Genomic DNA, 18,144 nt, shown 5'->3' with positions numbered 1-18,144 from the left:
TAGTGGTAAAACCATAGCCTTCCAAGCTATCGTCGCGAGTTCGATTCTCGTCACCCGCTTATAATAAAACAATGAACGCTGGTGGTATTCCAAAAGCCAGTGAAGGGAAGTGGGGCTTAGGTCTCACTTTTTTTTGCTAAAATTAGTAGAGAAACTGAGAAAGTAAGTCTGAAAATCAGTATAATCAATTCAGATAGATATAGTAGTATCATCATTTTACAAGAATAGAAAGCGAGTGGTTGACCAACCATGGCAAAATTTTATGCAGTGAAAAAAGGAAAAACACCAGGAATCTACAAGACCTGGCCTGACTGTCAGAAACAAGTTAAGGGCTTTTCGGGTGCAGTCTATAAGTCATTTACCAGCCTAGAAGAAGCAGAAGCCTTTATGGGTAATGGGTCGCAGCCGGTGTCTAAAACGAGTCAAGGGGAAGAAATCCGCTGGCTAACTAAAGACGGTAAAAACGGCCAGGTTGATGCCGATACCATGTCCGTATATGTAGACGGCTCTTTCGATAAAAAATCTGGTTATTTTGGCTACGGGGGTGTAGTCTTATTTCAGGATACGATCAAAACTTACAAGGGTGGTCGTAACACGGAAGGATTAGCTAAAATGCGGAATGTAGCCGGTGAAATTATCGCTGCGATGCATGCGGTTAAAATTGCACAAAAATCAGGGGTTAAGAATCTTGTGATTTACCATGATTATATGGGGATCGCTGAGTGGGCCCTAAAATCTTGGCAGGCCAAAAATGATTATACCAAGGAATATCAGGACTATATGCAAGAGCAGGCCAAGAATCTAGCTATCGGATTTGTGAAAATCGCAGCCCACACAGGTAATCAATATAATGAGGAAGCTGACCAACTAGCTAAAGACGGGATTCGCCAAGCCAAATCAGCTAATAAATAAGCTAGAATAATGGTAAAATATATTTAAACAATATCGGCCGAGCGGCTCAGGAGGATTTATGTTACTGAATTATCTATTAATTGCAATTTTAGTTGGTATTGACCAAATCGTGAAGTATTGGACAGTGGCCAATTTTGCTGTCAATGAAGGGCAAGATTTCATACCAGGCATTCTTTCCTTCTTTTATATCCAAAATGATGGAGCTGCTTGGGGAATTTTCTCAGGGCAAATGTGGCTATTTTATATCATTACTGTTGCTGTTGTGGCAGTCCTCGTCTATATGCTCCACAAGGAAGCTAAAGGCGCGCCGCTACTGGCTATAGGCCTTTCCTTTATGATTGCAGGAGCCTTGGGTAACTTTATCGACCGCCTGCATTTAAACTACGTGATCGACATGTTTCGATTAGAATTTATGGATTTTCCAATATTTAATGTAGCGGATGTTTGTTTAACCATTGGTGTCATTATGATGATTGTCTACATGATTATTACACCTGAAGACCAATTGGAAAAAAGAACCGCTAACAAGTGAGGAGTGTCATTTTGACAGAAGAAAAGACAGTATTTAATTATACTTATACGGGTGAGGACGGCTTACGTTTAGACCAATTCGTCACTAATCAATTTACAGACGAAAGCCGGACTACAATCAAAAAATGGATCAAAGACAAATTGGTCACAGTAAACGGCAAGGTGGCTAAAGCGTCACAATCCTTGGTTAATGGAGATTTAATCGGAGTTGAGAAACCGGCGCCTGCTGAAGCGGAAGAATTTAAACCAGTAGCCGAAAAGATGTCTTTAGATATCGTATTTGAAGATGACGACATTTTAGTGGTCAATAAACCAGTCAATTTGGTCGTGCATCCTTCCGTGAACCATCCAACCAATACCCTAGTGAATGGTTTGTTATACCATGTACAGGAAAATGGGTCGCAACTAGCGGTTGGTCGCGAGTCTTTTAGACCAGGTATCGTCCATCGATTAGACAAGGACACCACCGGATTATTAGTGGTCGCTAAATCACAAGCAGCCCTTGAAAATCTAACTGAACAAGTGGCTAACCACCAAATGACACGAATTTATTCAGGTTTAGTTTATGGCGAAATTTTTGAAGCGGGCGGGACCATTGATGCACCAATCCGCCGTCATGAAAAAGATCGGTTGAAATTTGAAACTAACGAAGCTGGTCGTCATGCAGTTACGCATTTTACGGTCAAACACCGTTACGTTGGCTATACCTTGGTAAACTTCCAACTGGAAACAGGTAGAACCCACCAAATCCGTGTTCACGCTGATTTTATCAACCACCCAATCGTGGATGATCCTTTGTACGCAAGACAATATAAGGAGCGGTTCTTCAGTGATAATGGCCAATTATTACATGCCCACCGCTTAGAATTAGACCACCCGGTAACTGGTGAACACATGGCTTTTGATGCGCCAATTCCTGATAATTTCCAGGCTGTATTGCATCAGTTGACATTTAAGGGTGTATAATTAATGAAAAGCTTTGCAAAAGGGGCAATACTTTAGTAAAATTTTATCTTGTAATCGTATGAGAGGAGTGTATAGACTATGCTAAGTACAGGAGCTTGGATTTTAATCGTAATTATCGCAGCTATTTTAGGTGCTGTTGGGGGATTCTTTATCGCCCGTAAATATATGGTGAACTATTTTGAAGAAAATCCACCAATTTCTGATGACATGATTCGTTCAATGATGATGTCAATGGGTCAAAAACCTTCAGAAAAACGTGTGCGTCAAATCACACAATCTATGAAGAAATCGAACAAAAAATCTAAATGATGAGATTAAAGCGCCACCAAGCGCTTAATATCAACAATAGCCTCCGTAGCTAATAAGGCATACGGAGGCTGTTTCGTTGTCTAATCAAATTTTTTATCTATATGCGGGTGTTAATTTTCGCAATTGGTCAATATTTGTTAGATAATAGGTGAGAATTTATTTAGGAGGGAAGAAATGTTTTCAATTTTTAAAAAATTGGGTTGGTTTTTTAAATTGCGGTGGAAGAGCTATGCCTTTGGGATAACGGCATTGGTTACCTGTGCGATTCTATCAGCTATGACCCCTAGAATTGTAGGGAATATGGTTGACCAGTTGTCAGCAGGCTCTTTAACTGGGCAATTATTAATCACTCAAACAGGCCTTATTTTAATATTGGCTATTATTATGTATGTACTTCGCTACGGTTGGCGGACAATTATTTTTGGAAATTCGACTTTACTAGAATCAATTATGCGTAATCGTTTGTTTAGTCATTTTACAAAAATGGACGCTACCTTTTACCATAAATATCGGACGGGTGACTTGATGGCCCATGCCACAAACGACTTAGCGGCCTTGCGTTTTGTTGCTGGTGGGGGGATTCTGACCTTAACGGATTCTATCTCCATTTCAGTCGTGACCTTGTTCTCTATGTTTGTCTTAATCGACTGGCAATTAACCCTAGTGACTATTCTGCCATTCCCAATTCTAATTGTGGTGGCCCGTGTTCTAGGTCGAATCATTAATAAGCGGTTCCGTAAATCGCTTGAAGCTTTTTCAAGTTTAAATGACGAAGTCCAAGAAAATGTTTCTGGGATGAAAGTCATCAAAACGTTCGGTGAAGAAGAAGACTACTACCAAGACTTCGTTGCAAAAACAGACCAAGTTGTCGAAATGAACCGTAAAGTTTACCAAGCAGATGCGGCTTACACGCCAATGATTGAGATTATCACTGGTTTAACTTATGTATTGACCATCTTCTTTGGGACTTACTTTATCCAAAACGGTCGGATAACAGTCGGTGACTTGATTGCCTACATTTCTTACTTGTCTATGATGGCTTGGCCTTTAATTGCGGTCGGTCACCTAGTCAATACGCTTGAGCGTGGTAACGCATCGTGGGACCGGGTGTCTGAATTATTGAACGAGCAGCCGGCTATCGTTGAAGCTGATCAAGCTATTACAACGCCGATTCAAGGGGATATCCATTTTGACGTTCAGAAATTTGCCTACCCAGATGATGGCCGGACGAAATTATCGGATACGCGTTTTCACCTGAAAGAGGGCAATATGCTTGGTGTAGTTGGTCGTACTGGGTCTAGCAAAACGACAATCTTCAAGTTGTTGATGCGTGATTATGACCAATACGAAGGTCAAATTACCTATGACGGCAAAGATATCAAAGATTTCAGTCTAAATACACTATCTTCAGCAATCGGATATGTACCGCAAACGAATTTCCTATTTTCAAATACGATTTTAGAAAACATTCGTTTTGGGAATCCAAACCTATCTGAAGAAGAGGTCATTCACTATGCCAAAGTAGCGGATATCCACGAAGACATCATGAAATTCCCTGAAGGCTACCAAACGGAAGTCGGGGAACGTGGGGTGTCTCTATCAGGAGGGCAAAAACAACGGATTGCTATCGCTCGTGCCTTAGCGGTTGACCCAGAATACTTAATCATGGATGACTCGCTTTCAGCGGTAGACGCGCAAACAGAAGAAAATATCTTGACCAATTTACGGCAAGAACGTGCCAATAAAACAACGATTATTGCAGCTCAACGTCTGTCTTCAGTGATGCATGCAGAAGAAATCATTGTCATGGACAAAGGGACGATTATTGAACGTGGTAAACATAACGAATTAGTCCTTGAAGACGGTTGGTATGCCCATACTTATAACCAACAACAATTACAAAGAAAAATTAGCGAAGGTGGTGATTCTGATGGAGAAATCTAGTCAAACAAAGTTTTCACTAGCTGACCAAGTGCGGATCTTCAAAGGAATTATCGGCTTTGGTAAACCGTATTGGCTACCCTTTGCCTTGTCCTTTGTGGCAACAGCAATCGTTGCAGCCATTTCAGCTTATCTACCCATTATCATCCAACGGTATTTGGATGAAGTGTTGGGGACCAATTCAGCAACCCTACAAGTGACTATACAGGTCGCAGCCTTTTATTTTGGCTTAACCCTATTAAAAGTAGCCGTTTATTATTTTAGAGACTTTACCTTCAAATTGACGGCAGAAAAAACAGTAGCCAATATGCGAAATACTGTCTACCAAAAAGTAGTGCACTTAGGTATGCGGTACTTTGACCAAACACCGAACGGGTCAGTGGTTTCACGGGTTACTAACGATACCGAAACCATTAAAGAATTTTGGCAAGTATTCCTGTCATTCTTCGACGGTTTATTGAATATTGTGGCTATTACTTATGCCATGTTTACGCTAGATGCTGGCTTGGCTCTTGTCTTTATGGCCTTTGTACCAGTAATGTTAATTTTGATTTATATCTACCAACGTCAATCGACCTTTATTTATGGCCGGATGCGAGTAGCGCTATCTACTTTGAACGCGAAATTAAGCGAGTCTATTTCTGGGATGAATATCATTCAAAACTATGGTCAACAAAATCGTATAATGCAAGAATTCGATGACGTTAACCAAACTTATGTAAGAGCGCGTGTAGGCATGTTCAAAATGAATGCCTTGTTACTACAACCAGCAATCAACTTACTTGAAGCCATTGCCATGGTCCTTGTCTTGTATATTTTTGGTTTCCAAGACTTGCAAGGGGTAGCCATAAATGTCGGGGTCGTTTACGCCTTTACTTCATATGCGAAATCCTTTTTCCAACCTATGGGTCAAATGATGGACTCCCTATCAATCTTCCAAGACGGTATGGTATCTGGCTCGCGAGTATTGGCCTTACTGGACAATCCGGAAATGGCGCCCGTTTCTAATCCAGGAGCAGCTGGTAAAGTGTCTGAAGGTCATATTCAAATCAAGGACTTATCATTCTCATACGACGAGAAAAAACAAGTCTTACATAATATCAATATCGATATTAAACCAGGTCAAACAGTAGCGTTTGTTGGTCAAACCGGTTCAGGCAAATCGTCGATTATCAATGTCTTGATGCGGTTCTATGAATTCAATCAAGGGGATATTTTAATTGACGGCCAATCTATTAAAGATATTCCGATAACCCAATTACGGGAAGACATCGGTCTGGTCTTACAGGATTCCTTCATGTTCTACGGGGATATCGCTGAAAATATCCGTCTGCACGGAGACTATTCTGGTGATATGGTCAGAGCTGCAGCCCAATTCGTCAAAGCTGATGATTTTATTGAATCATTAGAAGACGGCTATCACGCCAAAGTAATTGAAGGCGGGGCAGCATTCTCTACAGGGCAAAAACAATTACTATCGTTTGCTCGGTCAATCTTACGAGAACCTAAAATCTTGGTACTAGACGAAGCGACAGCCAATATTGATACCGAGACAGAACAGAAAATTCAATCTGGTTTAGCGAACATGCGACTAGGCCGGACAACTATCATCATCGCCCACCGTTTATCGACAATTAAAGATGCAGACCAAATTATTGTCCTTAAAAATGGCCACATCATCGAGCACGGCAACCATGACGACTTGATTGCACAAGGTGGCACATATTATAATATGTATCAGTTGCAGACCTATTCGGATGCGCATCAAGATACAGATGAAGGGGAAACCGATGATTTATAATATTTTACTGACTTTAATATGCTGGTTTATCCAGTTAATTAATGGCCCAACCAAGATTGATATTGATGAGGCCTTCGATCCAGAAGCCAATTACCTAGTAGTTGGCCCTCACCGTTCAATCCTCGATCCAATCTTTATTGCCATGGCATTACGTCCTAAGCAAATGGCGTTTATGGCGAAGAAAGAATTATTAGCCAACAAGTTTTTAACCTGGTTCTTCACAACCATCAACATCATTCCAGTTGACCGTGAAAAACCAAGCGCCTCAACCATTAAACAAGCCGTTCGAACCATCAAAGAAGGCGAGAAATATGTAGGACTTTTCCCAACAGGCTCTCGCTACTCAGATGAAATCAAAGACGGCGCCGTTTCAATGGCCAAGATGGGTAAGGCAGAAATCTTGCCCGTTACCTACCAAGGGCCCGTTGGTATCCGTGATTTATTCACTTGGAAAAAGGCCAACCGTGCCAAAGTGCGTGTTGGTAGACCTATTCAATTGCCGGAGGTTAAACGATTAAGCGATGAAGACAATAAGGCGATCAATCAAGCCATAAAAGATGCTTTCATCGAAAATGACCGTATTTTAGATCCAAATTATACCTACGATTTAGCCGGTGCAGTCGCTAAGCGTGATGCTAAACACGCTAAAAAAGCCAAAAAAGCCAAAAAATAAATCGGCAATATAAGCTTTAACAAAGGCATAAAAAGATTTTTACAGAAAGGATGATAAGATGACAAGAGCCACATTTTGGAAACAAGTTTTCTTGCACACCATTCAAAACATTAAATTGTATGTGGGGGCAGAAGCCAAATTATTACTCTTAACCGTCATCATTTATGGTGTAGGTTTTTGGGTCTTAGACATTCACTTGGCCTGGTTAATGGCTATTGGGATTAGTCTAGTAGCCTTACTACCAGTTATTGGTGCAGGCGTTGTCTTCATTCCTTGGATATTGATTGAGTGGTTGCAGGGGGATACCCAAGTAGGTTGGTGGCTATTTGCTATTTACCTGGGTGTTGAATTATTGACCGAAATCTTGCAGCCACTACTCATCGGTAAAGATTTAAAATTACCTTTTTGGTTGCCGATAGTCGTAACATTAATGTGTACCGTCGCCTTTAACTTATTTGGGGTTATGGTCGCGGGGATTGTCATTCCCTTGATATCAGCCTATTTTCAAGTAAAAGAAATCGAACGCGCTGAAATCTATGACGAGAAATAATCAAAACGAGAGATCTGTATAAAAGCAGGTCTCTTTTATTTATAATGGGATTCAGAAACATGTGAAAGCTTTGCTAGCGTTTATAACTTGCAAAAGATTCAGTAATCATGATTTAAAATGATAATCAGTTTGTAATTCAAATTGATGAATACGTCGTATTATTCAAAGATTATTGCTATTCAGATTTATGAAGTTAACATTTTATCAATTGGTAATATTATTCATATGGAGAATATATTTTCAATAGCAGAATAAAATTTATTCAAGGAATAATGCTGTTTAGTTGTGTATGTAATTACAAGTTTGTTTTGGATATTACATCAGTTTATGAGTAGCCGAGGCTAAAGTTTCCCTAGCATGCCCACTGCTTTAAAGGCAATGATAGGAAAAAGCAAAGCCGAAAGCTTATTAACTATAATAATCTTTCTCGCTTTAAGCCCTGGCTCACATCCTGAAGTTGAGCTCGCTAGGGCAGACAGGTGTCCACTTCAAATAGTTTGCGCCGCACTTTGTATGCAAAGGCAATGTTTATCCGGTGTCTCCTGTCTGAACGCCCTGACTCCCATCCTGTGGCTTAGCATATGAATTTCTTAAGAAGTTTGATATAATGAATTAATTAATGAGCGACAGATTCAGAATTTTGGGGTGTATGATATGAAGTGGAGTATTCCAAGTAAGATAATCGAGCAAGGCCGTGCTTTGGTAAAGGAAAATCGGGTGCTTAAAGTAGTACCAGATGAAGAAAATACTGTTTGGCGTGCAGAAGTGCTTGATGATGACACGTATACCGTGATCTTAGATGGAACTGCTAAAGAAGAGGATGTTTGTCAGTGCCAAGTTTTTCAGAAAAAAGGCTACTGCGAACATACAGTTGCAGTAGAACTTTTCTTAAGAGAAATGGGCATGACGCGCGTCCACCAATTTAATGAAGAATTGAAACGTTATCCAGAAGTAGATGATGAAGCAGAACTACAAGTGAATGAAGTCCTTGAAGGTTATTTAAGTCATCGTCAAGTAACCAGTCCTGTGAAACGTTTGCCGCGAACTAGTCGAGTGAAAGTGACACTAGAAATTCAATTTGATGAAGTAAGACCTTATATTATTTCTTACGAAGATATTGCTTACTTACGAATTCGCGTAGGTGTCAACAACCTGTACTACGTGACAGATATGGATAATTTCTTCCAAGCTATTGTCCAAGATACCTTATATATTTTGCCAAATCGTGACCGTGAAGAAATTTGGTTATCGCCTTCAACACTAGGCCAAGATACCTATGACTTGCTAGTTGAATTAGCCAATGCATACAGCTTACGAAATAAATGGCTTTTACTAGTCATGAACACACCAGAAAATAAAAAAAATACCCAACGCTTTTATTTAATGAGTGAGGAATTGAATCGCTTGAAAGATTTATATCTTGCGGATAACCGGATTTCTATCCGCTTTAAATTAGATGGTAATGCTATAAAACCGACCTTTTCAAATGATAAAGCCCTGGTATTTAGTCTGAAGAAAGACAATGACCTGTATCAATTAACTTGGGATCAATCAGTCAATTGGCTGGCGCAATATGGTTTACTGATTCAAGATGAAACCTTATATGAAACCACTCAAGACAGCAATTTCTATGATGATTTGCGCTTTTTACAAGGATTCTTTGCGGAGAATGACTATCAAATCACCTTGCCAGAAGAAGAAATGACCTACTTTATCAGTTTATTTGGCCGGACTCTGATGGCTTACAGTGAAATTGACCAATTAGACCAATTTTTTGATTTGTACCAAGAAGACTTGCAAGTGCATGTGACACTTGATGTTGAGGGGACAGATTTGTACGTGACCCCTGAATACCAGTACGGTCAATTTTTAGTATCAGATGAGGCAGAAAATCAAGTATTACCAGATGATAACACAATTTTAGTCCGAGACTTTTCGGGCGAAGTATCGGTTGAAAACACCTTGAAAGCTTTAGGCTTTGTCTCGGAAAAAGGTGCCTTCGTCCAACGTTTCGACAACTTGACTGACGTCATGACCAATATTGAAAATTTCGGTCGTTTATTCATTGACCAATGGGACATTAAATATGGTAAATTCCTGCGCAATGTCTATGACAACAAAGTCAATGCAACTGTGAAAATGACACCAAGTGACGGGAGTCGATTCTTGTCAGTAGATTTTGAATTATCTGACGTTGAACCAGTTGAAGTGGACCGTATTTTAAACGCCATTATGGAAAATGAAGCATATATTCGTTTACGTGACGGTCGTATTATCGACGTTCAAAATACCATGGACGACGAACAGAAACGTATGCTTCAACAAATCTCTGCAGCTAATAACGAATGGCAAAACGGGGACGTGGTCCCCATTTTCCAAACGCTGCGGTTCCAAACCTTGGTGGACGGTAATGAAGTATTTGAGGAATTCTACGACGATATCGTACGAGCTAAAGATAAAGACTACACGCCATCAGCTAGCCTAAAGGCTACCTTGTCTGACTACCAAGAGACGTCAGTGAAATGGTTTAGAGGACTTGCCAAATACCAATTGGGCGGCCTATTAGCAGATGAGATGGGGCTGGGGAAAACAGTTCAAACGATTTCCTTCATCCTAGACTATATCGAAAATAATCCGCATGAAAAATCATTGGTATTAGCGCCAGCGTCTGTTTTATATAACTGGGCACATGAATTTAAACGATTTACGCCATCCTTAAATGTAGCAGTAGTTGACGGGACCATTGATGAACGGGAGGCGATTCGCCGAGATGATACTATCGACATATGGTTGACTTCTTACCAGTCGTACCGAAATGACCAAGAGGCCTATCAAAAAGTGAATCTGGACATTTTAGTCTTGGATGAAGCACAAGCCATCAAAAATGACAACACCATCTTATATAGATCGGTCAAGAAACAAGTGGCGGCGATGCGGATTGGTTTATCAGGGACACCAATGGAGAATAACTTGAATGAGTTCTGGGCCTTGATGCAGATTATCGTGCCTGGATTATTACCGAATAAGCATGAGTTCCAAAAATTATCAGTAGGAGAAATTGCCCGAATTGCTAGTCCATTCGTCCTACGTCGTACCAAGAATGATGTGGCCTTACAATTACCGACGAAAACTGTTACGGATAGATTTAGTATGCTGGACCCTGAACAAAAGAACATTTACCTGGCCTACCTGAAGAAAATTCAAGACCAGTTAAACAACGATTCGTCGGACGCAGGACATATGCATATGGAATTATTGGCGGGGATTACACGATTGCGTCAAATTTGTTGCCATCCTCGTTTAGTGAAAAATGACTACACTGGTCAATCCGGTAAGTTCGAATACTTCAAGGTCATGTTGAAACGTGCCATCGAATCAGGTCGTAAAGTATTGGTATTCTCTCAATTTACGAGCATGTTAGATGTGATGTCTGAGTACCTAGCTGAAGAGGGTATTGACTACTACATGATGACTGGTCAAACCAATAAAAAAGTCCGTCAAGAACAAGTAGACGAATTCAATACCGGCGATAAATCAGTCTTCTTGATTTCATTACGTGCTGGCGGGGTAGGGATCAACTTGACTGGCGCAGATACTATCTTCTTATATGATTTATGGTGGAACCCAGCAGTTGAAGAGCAAGCTATTGGCCGTGCCCACCGGATTGGTCAGAAGAAAGATGTTGAAGTTGTTCGTTTTATTACTGAAGGGACAATTGAGCAACGTATTGCTGAACTTCAAGAAGAGAAGCGCTACCTATTCGAACAATTATTTGATGACGGTGACCAAGCAGGTAGTCAAAGTCTAAGCTTGGATGACCTGAAATTTATCCTTGGCGTGAGCCAAGCCTTATAAGTATAAATCCCAACCATGACTGTTTCGCCCTTTTTCAAATAATGGCTTGAAAAGGGTGGTGGATTATGGTAATATATTCGAGTGTCAAATGACACATATTTCACACCTTATGGATGGAATCGCGTGGTGCTAGTACTCGCTAGTGGCGAGTCTTTGAAATAGGGGCGGAAAAATAAAAACCAAATGGAGGAATTTAACATGCCAGTTATTAGCATGAAACAATTATTAGAAGCTGGTGTTCACTTTGGACATCAAACACGTCGTTGGAACCCTAAAATGGATAAATACATCTTTACTGAACGTAATGGTATTTACATCATTGACTTACAAAAAACTGTTAAGTTAGTAGACCAAGCTTACAACGCTATGCGTGATTTAGTAGGTAACGATGGTATCGCGTTATTCGTAGGTACTAAAAAACAAGCACAAGATTCAATCGCTGACGAAGCGACTCGTGCAGGTCAATACTACGTAAATCACCGTTGGTTAGGTGGTACTTTAACTAACTGGGAAACTATCCAAAAACGTATCAAACACTTAAAAAATATTAAAGAAATGGAAGTAGACGGTACTTTTGACGTTCTTCCTAAAAAAGAAGTTGTTGGCTTATTGAAAGAAAAAGAACGTCTAGAAAAATTCTTAGGCGGTATCGAAGATATGCCACGTATTCCAGATGTTATGTTTGTTGTTGACCCTCGTAAAGAAAAAATTGCGATCCAAGAAGCACACAAATTAAACATCCCTGTTATCGCTATGGTTGATACTAACTGTGATCCAGATGACGTAGATTACGTAATCCCTTCAAACGATGACGCTATCCGCGCTATCAAATTGATCACTGGTGGTATGGCTGAAGCAATTCTTGAAGCTAAACAAGGCGCTCAAGAAGAAGCTGAACAAGATGTAACTGTTGAAGACTTCAAAGGTGACGAAGTTTTAGACGAGGTTGCTGAGTAAGCATTGCTTTAGTTGAAGATTACTTCAATTAGTAGTAAAATATAAACAGTAGATGGCTATCTGATTAAGTTTGTCTAAGCTATATTCGGCTTTCCTTCTTAGTTAAGATAGCCTTTTTTTAAAGAATGCATGCAATTAGGAGGAAAATTTTAAATGGCAATTACTGCAAAACAAGTTAAAGAATTACGCGACCGCACTGGTGTAGGCATGATGGATGCTAAGAAAGCCTTAGTTGAAGTTGACGGAGATATGGACAAAGCTATCGACTTCCTACGTGAAAAAGGTATCGCTAAAGCTGCTAAGAAAGCTGACCGTGTTGCTGCTGAAGGTTTAACTAAAGCTGTAGCTAAAGGGAACGACGCTGTAATTGTAGAAGTTAACTCTGAAACTGACTTCGTTGCACGTAACGATCAATTCGTTGAATTACTAGAAACTGTTGCATTAGCTATCTTAGAGCAAAAACCTGCTACTGTAGAAGCTGCTTTAACTGATGTAACTGTTGAAGGTAAAGACTTAGATACATACATTAAAGAAAAAGCTGCTGTAATCGGAGAAAAAATCTCATTACGTCGCTTTGAAACTTTAACAAAAACAGATGACCAAGAGTTCGGTACATACTCTCACCAAGGTGGACGTATTTCTGTTCTTACATTAATTGACGGTAACAGCCCTGAATTTGCTAGCATGGTGTCTATGCACATCGGTGGTATGAAACCTCAATTCTTAAACGAAGAATCTGTACCTGCTGAAGTTTACGAACATGAAAAAGCAGTTCTTACTGAACAATCATTAAACGAAGGTAAACCAAAAGAAATCGTTGAAAAAATGATTACTGGTCGTTTACGTAAATTCTTCGCAGAAATCTGCTTAGTTGATCAAAAATACTTATTAGATGACAGCAAAACTGTTGCAGAAGTTGCAAAAGAAAACAATGCTGAAATCAAAGGTTTCTTCCGTTTTGAAGTCGGCGAGGGTATCGAAAAACGCCAAGACGACTTTGCTAGTGAAGTTGCTGCTCAAATGGGTAAATAATTTAACAACATCCCGATATAGACTTTTTGAATTTGCTTAAAATAGAGAAGTAATGAAGAGGGAATTTAAAATAGGTTGGGAAAGGTTTCTTTCTCAACCTTTTTAGTAAGGAGAATAGAATGACAGAACCTAAATACAAACGCGTTGTTTTGAAACTTTCAGGTGAGGCTTTATCTGGTAACAATGGTTTCGGTATTGATCCAGAAACAATGAAGGGTATTGCTAAAGAAATCAAAGAAGTCCACCGTTTAGGCGTACAAATCTCAATCGTCGTAGGTGGCGGTAACATTTGGCGTGGTAAAACTGGGGAAGAAATGGGTATGGAACGTGCACAAGCAGACTACATGGGTATGCTAGCAACAATCATGAACGCCCTAGGTTTACAAGATGTTTTAGAAAACATTGGCGTGCCAACTCGCGTACAAACTTCAATTGACATGCGTCAAATCGCGGAACCATATATCCGCCGTCGTGCTGAGCGTCACTTAGAAAAAGGACGTGTTGTTATTTTTGCTGGGGGTACTGGTAATCCTTACTTCTCAACAGATACAACAGCCTCTCTACGTGCTGCTGAAATTGAAGCAGATGTTATTTTAATGGCGAAAAATGGCGTAGACGGTGTATATTCAGACGATCCTCGTAAGAACAACGCTGCTGTTAAATACGAAAAATTATCGCATTTAGAAGTCATCAGCAACAATCTACAAGTAATGGACACTACAGCTTCATCATTAAGCATGGACAACAATATTCCTTTAGTTGTATTCAACCTAAATGAAGAAGGCAATATCCGCCGTGTTATCCTTGGTGAAGAAATTGGTACTACAATAGAAGGGTAAGGGAGAATTTTCAATGGCTATTGATAATTTACTAAAAGAAACAAAAGACCGTATGTTGAAATCTGAAGAAGCATTTACACGTACGCTTGCACGTATCCGTGCTGGTGTGGCCAATGCTTCTTTACTAGACGGCATTACTGTTGAATACTACGGTGTACCAACTGATTTACGTCAATTGGCAACAATCACTATTCCAGAGCCTCGTATGTTACAAATCTCTCCATACGATAAAAGTTCTTTAAATGATATCGACCGTGCATTACAACAATCTGACTTAGGTATTCCACCTACAAATGATGGATCTGTAATTCGTTTGATTATCCCAGCTTTAACACAAGAACGTCGTAAAGAGTTAAGTAAAACAGTTGGAAAAGACTTGGAAGACGCTAAAGTAGCTATCCGTATCATCCGTCGTGACGCGATTGATGAAACGAAAAAAGCTGAAAAGGCAAAAGAGATCACTGAAGATGACGTACGTTCATACGAAAGTGACATTCAAGACTTAACAAACGCTGCAATTAAAAACGTTGAGAAAATCGCTTCTGATAAAGAAGACGAAATCATGAACGTTTAATCTAGCATCTGTTCAGACAATAATACAAAGAAAGCCAGCAGGCATCCTATTAGATGACCTGCTGGCTTTTATTTGCCGCATGCTTTGAGGATGGTTGTCATTTTCCAAATCTCAATGGTATTGAACTTGTCTCACTACTAACAAATTTATGGACTAGGTCAAAAGATAAAGAACTGCCAAGCTAGGGGATAAGTATAGGTTTTTCTCCAGATTTTTGATACAATTGTCTAGAATTACAAATGGAGGTTCAATATGGTGACAGAAGTAAACTATAATCCAGCATTACCTATACCAAATCACATCGCAGTGATTATGGATGGGAATGGTAGATGGGCACAGGCTCGTGGATTAAAACGAACAGACGGACATTCAGAGGGATTAAAAGCCCTAAAACGTGTGGTCATTGCAGCACATAAAATGGGCGTGAAGGTACTGACAGCATATGCCTTCTCAACTGAAAATTGGAAGCGACCAATTACCGAAGTAAATTATTTAATGGGCTTACCCAAAGTATTAAACGATGAAATCTTACCTGATTTAATCGACAATAATGTACAAGTTCGCATGAGTGGGAACTTCGATAAAGTACCACTAGGGACAAAGAAATATATTCAAAATGCCATGAATCGTACTAAAGACAACACTGGTTTAATTTTGAATATTGCCTTTAACTATGGCTCACGTGATGAAATCACCAAAGCCGTTCAAAATATTGCCACATCAGTAGCAAATGGCGACTTAAAAGTGAAAGATATTTCTGAACAAACCATTTCAGATAACTTATATACAGCTCAATTAGGTGAATATGCTGACCCAGATTTATTGATTCGTTCAAGTGGAGAAGTTCGTTTATCGAATTACTTATTGTGGCAGTTGGCCTATAGTGAAATGGTGTTTACTGACACGAAATGGCCAGACTTTGATGAAGCTGTCATGCAAGAATGTGTTGGCGAATTTCAACGTAGAAACCGTCGATTCGGAGCGATAGATACCAAATAGAAAGAGGGGTTCTCATGACACAAAGAGTTATCAGCGCTATTGTTGCTCTTGCCATTTTTATCCCACTTTTGTTTATGGGTGGTCGTCCTTTTGACTTGATGGTAGCGATTATTGCAATGGTTGCTTACTATGAAATTTTACAAATGGCAAAAATTCCATTCCCCTCATGGCGGGGGATTATCGGTTTAATCACCATGATGTTACAACTACTGCCGTCTTATTATCTAGCACTACTGCCACAAGAAATCGACTATATGACGCTTTACTTCGCTGGTTTAGCCATGTTATTGATTATAATGGTCTTCAAACCAGAGGATATTAACTTTGAACAAGTAGGGGTCATTAGTTTAGCGGCCTTATACGTTGGCCGTGGTTTTCACTTATTAATTGAGACGAGATTAATGGGGCTCTTGCCGGTTATTTACGTTTTAATCATTATTTGGGGGAACGATACCTTTGCCTATTTAGTCGGTCGCCAAATTGGCCGAACTCCCTTAGCACCAAAAGTATCACCTAATAAAACCATTGAAGGATCATTAGGCGGCATCATAGGGGCCTTTATATGTTCAAGTATTGTCCTTTATTTTAACAACATCTTTGGCATATCAATCATGGATAATTTGATTTTAGCCGTGATTTTAGGCTTTTTAGGACAGATTGGCGACTTAGTAGAATCATCCATAAAACGGACTTACCAAGTCAAAGACTCAGGTAATATTATGCCCGGTCATGGCGGTTTCCTTGACCGTTTTGATAGTCTCTTAATGGTATTACCCATGTTTTATTTCTTGATTCCATTCTTAGGATCTTAACCAGTCTCATCGCTTTAATAAAGCTTTATCATAGTAAGGAGCGCATTATGACGACCATTATTGCATTTATATTTATATTTTCAGTTATCGTGATTGTCCATGAATTTGGGCATTACTATTTTGCCAAGAAAGCGGGCATCTTAGTCCGCGAATTCTCTATCGGTATGGGACCGAAAATTTTCCATTTCGAAGCTGAAGAAACGACATACACGCTACGCATGTTGCCAATCGGGGGTTACGTCCGTATGGCTGGATTAGAAGAAATGTCAGACACCCTAACTAAGGGCATGCAAGTCGTCATCGAACAAGGTGAAGACGATATTGTAGACACCATTTCGTTGGAAAATGAGGGCCAAAATTTTGCAGGCTTACCTTTAGAAGTATGGGCAGCCGACTTAGAAGAAGACATGTTCATTGAAGGTATTCCTTACGGTAGCGAAGAGAAGGTCCGTTATCAAGTGTCAAAAACAGCTAATATCGTTGAATCTGACGGAACGATCGTAAAAGTCGCGCCCATAGAACGTCAATTCCAATCTGCCAACATCTGGCAACGACTAATCGTTAATTTCGCTGGACCAATGAACAACTTTATCCTAGGTGTTTTAGCTTTCATCCTACTAGCCTTCATGCAAGGCGGTGTATGGTCAAACGAAGCCGAAATAGGTGCCGTTCAAGCAGACTCAGCAGCTCAAGCAGCAGGACTAGAGGCCGGGGACCAAATCGTGTCAATCGACGATCAAGCGGTCGAATCATTTGATGATATGCAAGCCATTATACAATCAAACCCAGACCAATCACTTACTTTTACCATCAACCGTGATGGTCAAGAACAAGAAGTTTCGGTGACACCACAAGCAACAGAGACTGAATCAGGTGAAACAGTTGGGGTAATTGGGGCCCAACGCGCGCAAGATACGTCATTTATGGCCAAAATCACCTTTGGTTTTACAAGCGCTTGGACCATGATTACAGGTATTTTCTCTATAATTGGTGGTATGTTTAAAACAGGCTTTGATATCAACAACTTTGGTGGGCCAGTTTACATGTACCAAACTACCTCGCAAGTCGTTTCCTTTGGGATGACAGGTATTATTTCTTGGCTAGCTTCTTTAAGTATTAACTTGGGAATTGTCAATTTACTACCTGTACCAGCTTTAGACGGTGGTAAAATAGTCTTGAACCTGGTCGAATTGGTCCGAGGTAAACCGCTACAAGCTAAAACAGAAGGTATGATCAATATCGTAGGTGCTGTTCTAGTCATTGTCCTAATGATTGCAGTTACTTGGAACGATATTATGCGCATGTTTGGCTAATTAATCTATTGCATCAATACAATTAAAAACAGTAAGTCAGAAGGCCATAGTGATGGCCTTTTGTTATTAAACAGGAAAGG

Annotated in this window: 16 protein-coding genes; all 16 read left to right on the top strand. The window is 39.9% G+C overall.

Features of this window, described 5'->3' with window-relative positions; translation table 11 throughout:
• The first annotated feature begins 249 nt into the window (after positions 1–249).
• On the top strand, positions 250–912 hold the full coding sequence (locus tag AC973_RS07475; protein WP_026465937.1) for a viroplasmin family protein: 663 nt from the start codon (positions 250–252) through the stop codon (positions 910–912).
• A gap of 58 nt (positions 913–970) precedes the next feature.
• Positions 971–1,444, top strand: coding sequence for a signal peptidase II (lspA, locus tag AC973_RS07470; RefSeq protein WP_048729223.1), 474 nt, complete (start codon positions 971–973; stop codon positions 1,442–1,444).
• An 11-nt stretch (positions 1,445–1,455) separates the two neighbouring features.
• Positions 1,456–2,409 (top strand): RluA family pseudouridine synthase, encoded by a 954-nt coding sequence (locus AC973_RS07465; RefSeq protein ID WP_026465939.1) that lies wholly within the window; start codon positions 1,456–1,458, stop codon positions 2,407–2,409.
• Positions 2,410–2,487: 78 nt separating this feature from the next.
• Positions 2,488–2,718, top strand: coding sequence for a YneF family protein (locus AC973_RS07460; RefSeq protein WP_003141045.1), 231 nt, complete (start codon positions 2,488–2,490; stop codon positions 2,716–2,718).
• Between the two features lie 174 nt (positions 2,719–2,892).
• On the top strand, positions 2,893–4,662 hold the full coding sequence (locus AC973_RS07455; protein WP_048729219.1) for an ABC transporter ATP-binding protein: 1,770 nt from the start codon (positions 2,893–2,895) through the stop codon (positions 4,660–4,662).
• Positions 4,649–6,460, top strand: coding sequence for an ABC transporter ATP-binding protein (locus tag AC973_RS07450; protein WP_048729217.1), 1,812 nt, complete (start codon positions 4,649–4,651; stop codon positions 6,458–6,460). The genes AC973_RS07455 and AC973_RS07450 overlap by 14 nt, the downstream gene beginning before the upstream one ends.
• Positions 6,450–7,133 carry a lysophospholipid acyltransferase family protein gene (locus tag AC973_RS07445; protein ID WP_225968960.1) on the top strand — a complete coding sequence of 228 codons (684 nt, stop codon included), beginning with the start codon at positions 6,450–6,452 and terminating at the stop codon, positions 7,131–7,133. Before AC973_RS07450 ends, AC973_RS07445 begins: the two co-directional genes overlap by 11 nt.
• Before the next feature lie 58 nt (positions 7,134–7,191).
• Complete coding sequence (locus AC973_RS07440) at positions 7,192–7,683, top strand: AI-2E family transporter (protein WP_026465943.1); 492 nt, start codon at positions 7,192–7,194, stop codon at positions 7,681–7,683.
• Positions 7,684–8,337: 654 nt separating this feature from the next.
• Positions 8,338–11,538 (top strand): SNF2-related protein, encoded by a 3,201-nt coding sequence (locus AC973_RS07435; RefSeq protein WP_048729214.1) that lies wholly within the window; start codon positions 8,338–8,340, stop codon positions 11,536–11,538.
• A 198-nt stretch (positions 11,539–11,736) separates the two neighbouring features.
• Positions 11,737–12,495, top strand: coding sequence for a 30S ribosomal protein S2 (gene rpsB / locus AC973_RS07430; protein ID WP_026465945.1), 759 nt, complete (start codon positions 11,737–11,739; stop codon positions 12,493–12,495).
• A gap of 153 nt (positions 12,496–12,648) precedes the next feature.
• A complete protein-coding gene (gene tsf / locus AC973_RS07425) occupies positions 12,649–13,527 on the top strand; it encodes a translation elongation factor Ts (RefSeq protein ID WP_026465946.1) in 879 nt (292 codons plus the stop codon).
• 119 nt (positions 13,528–13,646) lie between these two features.
• Positions 13,647–14,366 (top strand): UMP kinase, encoded by a 720-nt coding sequence (pyrH, locus tag AC973_RS07420; RefSeq protein WP_048729212.1) that lies wholly within the window; start codon positions 13,647–13,649, stop codon positions 14,364–14,366.
• Between the two features lie 13 nt (positions 14,367–14,379).
• Positions 14,380–14,940: a ribosome recycling factor gene (frr, locus tag AC973_RS07415; protein WP_048729210.1), complete on the top strand. Its 561-nt coding sequence runs from the start codon at positions 14,380–14,382 to the stop codon at positions 14,938–14,940.
• 252 nt (positions 14,941–15,192) lie between these two features.
• Positions 15,193–15,939 carry an isoprenyl transferase gene (locus AC973_RS07410; RefSeq protein WP_048729208.1) on the top strand — a complete coding sequence of 249 codons (747 nt, stop codon included), beginning with the start codon at positions 15,193–15,195 and terminating at the stop codon, positions 15,937–15,939.
• A 14-nt stretch (positions 15,940–15,953) separates the two neighbouring features.
• The gene (locus AC973_RS07405) at positions 15,954–16,751 is read left to right on the top strand and encodes a phosphatidate cytidylyltransferase (RefSeq protein ID WP_048729207.1); all 798 of its coding nucleotides are present in this window, start codon (positions 15,954–15,956) and stop codon (positions 16,749–16,751) included.
• A 47-nt stretch (positions 16,752–16,798) separates the two neighbouring features.
• Positions 16,799–18,064, top strand: coding sequence for an RIP metalloprotease RseP (rseP, locus tag AC973_RS07400; protein WP_048729205.1), 1,266 nt, complete (start codon positions 16,799–16,801; stop codon positions 18,062–18,064).
• Positions 18,065–18,144: the final 80 nt, after the last annotated feature.

This window comes from Carnobacterium sp. 1290_CSPC (genome assembly GCF_001053265.1).
Taxonomy (GTDB): Bacteria; Bacillota; Bacilli; order Lactobacillales; family Aerococcaceae; genus Aerococcus; species Aerococcus urinaeequi.
Note: the sequence above shows the minus strand (reverse complement) of the source record. Positions and strands in the feature narration are given on the sequence as shown.

Coding starts and splice junctions, on each gene's coding strand:
- AC973_RS07475 (WP_026465937.1), top strand. CDS start 250: ATGGCAAAATTTTATGCAGTGAAAAAAGGAAAAACACCAGGAATCTAC.
- rseP (WP_048729205.1), top strand. CDS start 16,799: ATGACGACCATTATTGCATTTATATTTATATTTTCAGTTATCGTGATT.
- AC973_RS07405 (WP_048729207.1), top strand. CDS start 15,954: ATGACACAAAGAGTTATCAGCGCTATTGTTGCTCTTGCCATTTTTATC.
- rpsB (WP_026465945.1), top strand. CDS start 11,737: ATGCCAGTTATTAGCATGAAACAATTATTAGAAGCTGGTGTTCACTTT.
- AC973_RS07440 (WP_026465943.1), top strand. CDS start 7,192: ATGACAAGAGCCACATTTTGGAAACAAGTTTTCTTGCACACCATTCAA.
- tsf (WP_026465946.1), top strand. CDS start 12,649: ATGGCAATTACTGCAAAACAAGTTAAAGAATTACGCGACCGCACTGGT.
- AC973_RS07460 (WP_003141045.1), top strand. CDS start 2,488: ATGCTAAGTACAGGAGCTTGGATTTTAATCGTAATTATCGCAGCTATT.
- AC973_RS07455 (WP_048729219.1), top strand. CDS start 2,893: ATGTTTTCAATTTTTAAAAAATTGGGTTGGTTTTTTAAATTGCGGTGG.
- AC973_RS07445 (WP_225968960.1), top strand. CDS start 6,450: ATGATTTATAATATTTTACTGACTTTAATATGCTGGTTTATCCAGTTA.
- AC973_RS07410 (WP_048729208.1), top strand. CDS start 15,193: ATGGTGACAGAAGTAAACTATAATCCAGCATTACCTATACCAAATCAC.
- AC973_RS07435 (WP_048729214.1), top strand. CDS start 8,338: ATGAAGTGGAGTATTCCAAGTAAGATAATCGAGCAAGGCCGTGCTTTG.
- AC973_RS07450 (WP_048729217.1), top strand. CDS start 4,649: ATGGAGAAATCTAGTCAAACAAAGTTTTCACTAGCTGACCAAGTGCGG.
- frr (WP_048729210.1), top strand. CDS start 14,380: ATGGCTATTGATAATTTACTAAAAGAAACAAAAGACCGTATGTTGAAA.
- lspA (WP_048729223.1), top strand. CDS start 971: ATGTTACTGAATTATCTATTAATTGCAATTTTAGTTGGTATTGACCAA.
- pyrH (WP_048729212.1), top strand. CDS start 13,647: ATGACAGAACCTAAATACAAACGCGTTGTTTTGAAACTTTCAGGTGAG.